Genomic DNA, 3,971 nt, shown 5'->3' on the forward strand with positions numbered 1-3,971 from the left:
TCCACGGTGCTGTTGCCGCCGGCCTGCTGGGCTGCGGCAGCGTGGTGCTGGGTTCGGCCGAAGTTGCCGGGCGCTTCCTGGCGCAAGTGGTTGAGACCAAAGATCCCGCCAGCGCGGTCAAGGCCCTGCGGGCCGAGAAAAAGGCCATCCCCGGCTTCGGCCACCCGCAGCACAGCGAAGGGGACCCGCGCGCCAACCTGTTGCTCAAGCTGGCCGCCGAACACGGCATCGAAGGCCCTCATATCGCAGCGCTTTATGCCATCCAGGCCGCCCTGCCCGACGCCATTGGCCGGGCCCTGCCGATCAATGTCAACGGCGCCATTCCGGCCGTCATGCTCGATGTCGGCTTCCCGCTGGCCGCGCTGAAGGGCATTTCGCTGCTCGCCCGCACCGCCAGCCTGATCGCCCACCTGCAGGAAGAAACCGAACGCCCGATCGGCTTCATCATGTCAGGTGCAGCCGCCGCTGCAATCGACTATGATGGCCCCCAACACGCATAAACCGGGGAGATTTCAGCATGTTGTTTCCAACGTCACTGGTGGGCAGCTATCCGCAGCCGGATTGGTTGATTGATCGCGCCAAGTTGGCCGGTCGCTTCCCGCCGCGGGTAAGGGCGTTGGAATTGTGGCGGGTGGCGCCGGAGTATCTGGCCCAGGCCCAGGACGATGCGACGATCATCGCCATCCGCGACCAGGAACGCGCCGGGCTGGACATCATCACCGACGGCGAGATGCGGCGGGAGAGCTACTCGAATCGCTTTGCGACCGCGCTGGATGGGGTTGATCTGGATAATCCCGGCTCCGCCCTCGATCGGTCGGGCCATCCCAACCCGGTGCCGCGCGTGACCGGCCGCATCCGCCGCCGCCATGCCGTGGAGGCGCGCGATGTGCAGTTCCTGCGCGCCAACACCGATCGCCGCATCAAGATCACCGTGCCCGGCCCGTTCACCATGGCACAGCAGGCGCAGAACGACTTTTATGCCAGCGATCGCGAGATGGCGCTGGATTACGCCGCGGCCGTAAATGCAGAGATTCGCGATCTTTTTGCGGCAGGCGCCGATGTCGTGCAGATCGACGAACCCTATATGCAGGCAAGGCCCGACAAGGCCCGCGAATATGGGCTGGAGGCCGTGAATGCCGCGCTGGACGGCATCAAGGGCGAGACGGCGCTGCACATCTGCTTCGGCTATGCCGCGATCATCCACGAGCGGCCGGCAGGCTATAACTTCCTGCCGGAACTGGCTGGATCGACGGTGAGTGGCGTCAGCATCCAGACAGCGCAGTCGAACCTGGATACCAGCATTCTCACCAACCTGGCCGGCAAGACCATTATTCTGGGCGTGATCGATCTTTCGGATCCGCAAGTCGAAACCGCCGAAACAGTCGCCGCCCGCATCCGTCGCGCGCTGCCACACGTTGATCCGACCCAGGTGATCATCGCCCCTGATTGCGGCATGAAGTATTTGCCGCGCGAAACCGCCTTCGGGAAGATGCAGGCGATGGTTGCAGGTGCCGCAATCGTGCGGGCCGAAATGGGGGGCTGAGCGCGCTCAGCCCCAGAACATCTTCGTTGCGATTTCAGCGCCTTCGCTCATCGCCTTCATCTTGGCCCACACCACGTCCGTATCGACTCCGCCCGATCCGGCGTGGATGGAAAAGCCGCAATCGATGCCGGCCTGCACATTATCCCGGCCGACCAGGTGGGCATAGCGGGCGATGCGCTGGGCGATGAGTTCGGGGTGCTCGATATAGGGGCTCTGGCACTCGACAACGCCGGGGATCAGCTTCTTGCCGTCGGGCAGCTTCACGCTCTCGAACACGGCGAATTCATGGGCGTGGCGCGGATTCGCTGCTTCGAACTGGATGGCATGCGGACGGGCCTTCCAGATCAGATCGATGATGTCCTGCAAGGGCACGTCGCAATGGTGCGGGCCGGGATAATTGCCCCAGCACAGGTGCATTCGCATCTGTTCCGGCGCGATGTTGCGGGTGGCGTGGTTCAGCGCCGCGATATTGAGTTCCATATGATCGCGGAAACCGCCCAGATCCAGCTCGCGGAACTGGGTGTGGCGACCCATGGCGAGATCAGGGCAATCAACCTGCAGCATGATGCCAGCGCCGACGATGGCCTCATATTCGTGCCGCAACCCTTCGGCCAGCGCCATCACGTAATCTTCGTCGGTTGCATAGAAATCATTGCGGAAAAACAGCGCGGTCACGCCCGGCGAGGCGGCAGACATGAAAGCCTGCCGGCCGGGATGCGCCGCAATCGCCGAGTTGAGATTGGCGGCATCGAGCTTGACCGCTTCCATGTCCTTCACGGTGATCGGCGCGTTGCAGGCCGGCGTCTTGCGGTGCTTGCGGCCTTCATCGCCGAAGATGCGCTGCTTCACACCGGGGAAATCCTCGATGTCCTGGAACACGTAAGAGGTACCGCTACCACCAAAGCCGGTGAGGCGGTCCTTGATATAGGTGGCATAGCTGGGCTTGGATTGTTCGCCATCATTGATGATGTCGATGCCGGCTTCAGCCTGCTTGCCCACCACATAGGCGACGGCCTGTTCGATGCGACTGGCCAAGGCGGCCTCGTCAACCGTCTGGCCCTCTTCGCGAGCGATGATCTGATCGAGCAGATCGGCGGCGCGCGGCAAGCTGCCGACATGGGTGGTGAGAAAACGGTCTGCCATGGCGATGCCCCCTGTGCGTTGGCTGCGCATAGCCAGCATGGCAGCAGCGCGCCAGTGGGGGTGCGGTAAAATAGTCTCCCAAGCGCATGACCGATCACTCCGCGCCGGGGCTGCGGATTTCACGTGATAATCACGAAACTGCGACTGCGGGTGAGCGCCGGGCGATTAATCACGGCCATGCAGGGGGTTGATCGCGAGTCGGCTCCTGCCCGCTCCGGAATCAGCGCGTGCCCGCGCCCTTCGGAAGCGGAGCGATGCAGCGCGCGGAGGCCATGGTGTTGACCCGCACCAACGCCGCCGATGGCTCCATCGGGCCTACAACCTGTTTTGGCGGGTGCAGCACTTTCTGCTGGCCAATACCGCGGCGGTCGCTGGCGGTTGGCGGGGAACGCAGAACGTATGCACCATATCCCTGGCCGGAACAGGCTGTGGCCGGAAAAGTCGGGGCCTCACCCATCATCGTCTGTATTGACCCTGCAGGCATGGCTGGGTGGGGCCCCGCCCCCCAAAAAGGCCCTCGGCAAGAATTCCGACAATCGAGACAATGAGTTGGCGCACACCCGCCACTACAGATGAGTGGCGCGCGGGCAAGATGGCGCAAATGTTCCAACGGAAATCGGTTGGCTGGGGCGCCAGGACTCCCACCCAGGTTTTCCAGCCCAAGATAATCAACAAGTTAAGAGCTCTGGCTTGGCCCCTCTGTTACAGTTCTCTGTAACAAGGTTCCCGCGCGGGATGCAAGCGCGCGCCGGCATTTCAAGCGCTCGAGGGCCAAACTCACTTCACCTGGCGAGAAGCGGCAGATCCCGGCGCTTCGTGCAGTGCTCCTGGAACTCACACTTGAACGGGGACTGGCAGTGCCGGCCCATCTCAAGCTCGATCTCCGGCCCCCGGATGGCCCTGCGGGCAGCAGCTGCGACCACGGCACGGTTCTCAAGGTAACGCTTGATGGACACTGTGACGTCCGTGTCGCGGAACTGCACCGCCGCCATGTCGGGGCTTGACCACATGATGGCAGCGGCCAGATGCCTGATGAAGGCACCGGTCACCGATACGCCACAACCCTGCATCACCCACACCTGGGTGGCTAGGTCGGCTAGCTGATAGCGCTTCACTCGGGTGCTGGCCTTGACCTCGATGGCACGCCAGCCCCCCTGCCCGTCCGGCTCCAGAATGTCGGCGCGGACAAGGACATCCTCGCGCTGGAGCGTGGCCTCAAAGATCGGCCGGCTTGGTTCGGTTGCCAAAAGGCTGGCCGTGCGTTCGAGGGCAGCCTTTATGTCCG

3 protein-coding genes and 1 pseudogene are annotated in these 3,971 nt (G+C 63.4%); 2 read left to right on the forward strand and 2 right to left on the reverse strand.

From position 1 onward, the window contains the following. Together RT662_RS06500 and RT662_RS06505 are read left to right on the forward strand one after the other, a co-directional pair. Positions 1 to 500: citrate/2-methylcitrate synthase (locus tag RT662_RS06500; protein WP_313669891.1), on the forward strand; the 500-nt coding region annotated here is incomplete at its 5' end. A gap of 17 nt (positions 501 to 517) precedes the next feature. Then, on the forward strand, positions 518 to 1,543 hold the full coding sequence (locus tag RT662_RS06505) for a uroporphyrinogen decarboxylase family protein (protein WP_313669892.1): 1,026 nt from the start codon (positions 518 to 520) through the stop codon (positions 1,541 to 1,543). A 6-nt stretch (positions 1,544 to 1,549) separates the two neighbouring features. Here the strand turns inward: RT662_RS06505 and RT662_RS06510 are convergent, their stop codons facing one another. Beyond that, positions 1,550 to 2,686, reverse strand: a complete 1,137-nt coding sequence (locus RT662_RS06510) for a cobalamin-independent methionine synthase II family protein (RefSeq protein WP_313669893.1) — start codon at positions 2,684 to 2,686, stop codon at positions 1,550 to 1,552. Positions 2,687 to 3,468: 782 nt separating this feature from the next. Continuing rightward, positions 3,469 to 3,971 (reverse strand): annotated as a pseudogene (locus RT662_RS06515) (DUF2779 domain-containing protein); the annotation flags it as partial.

The organism is Sandarakinorhabdus sp. (assembly GCF_032115815.1).
Lineage (GTDB): Bacteria > Pseudomonadota > Alphaproteobacteria > Sphingomonadales > Sphingomonadaceae > Sandarakinorhabdus.

Bases quoted from the DNA above. Each gene is read 5' to 3' on its own strand.
- RT662_RS06510 (WP_313669893.1), bottom strand. From the start codon at position 2,686: ATGGCAGACCGTTTTCTCACCACCCATGTCGGCAGCTTGCCGCGCGCC.
- RT662_RS06505 (WP_313669892.1), top strand. From the start codon at position 518: ATGTTGTTTCCAACGTCACTGGTGGGCAGCTATCCGCAGCCGGATTGG.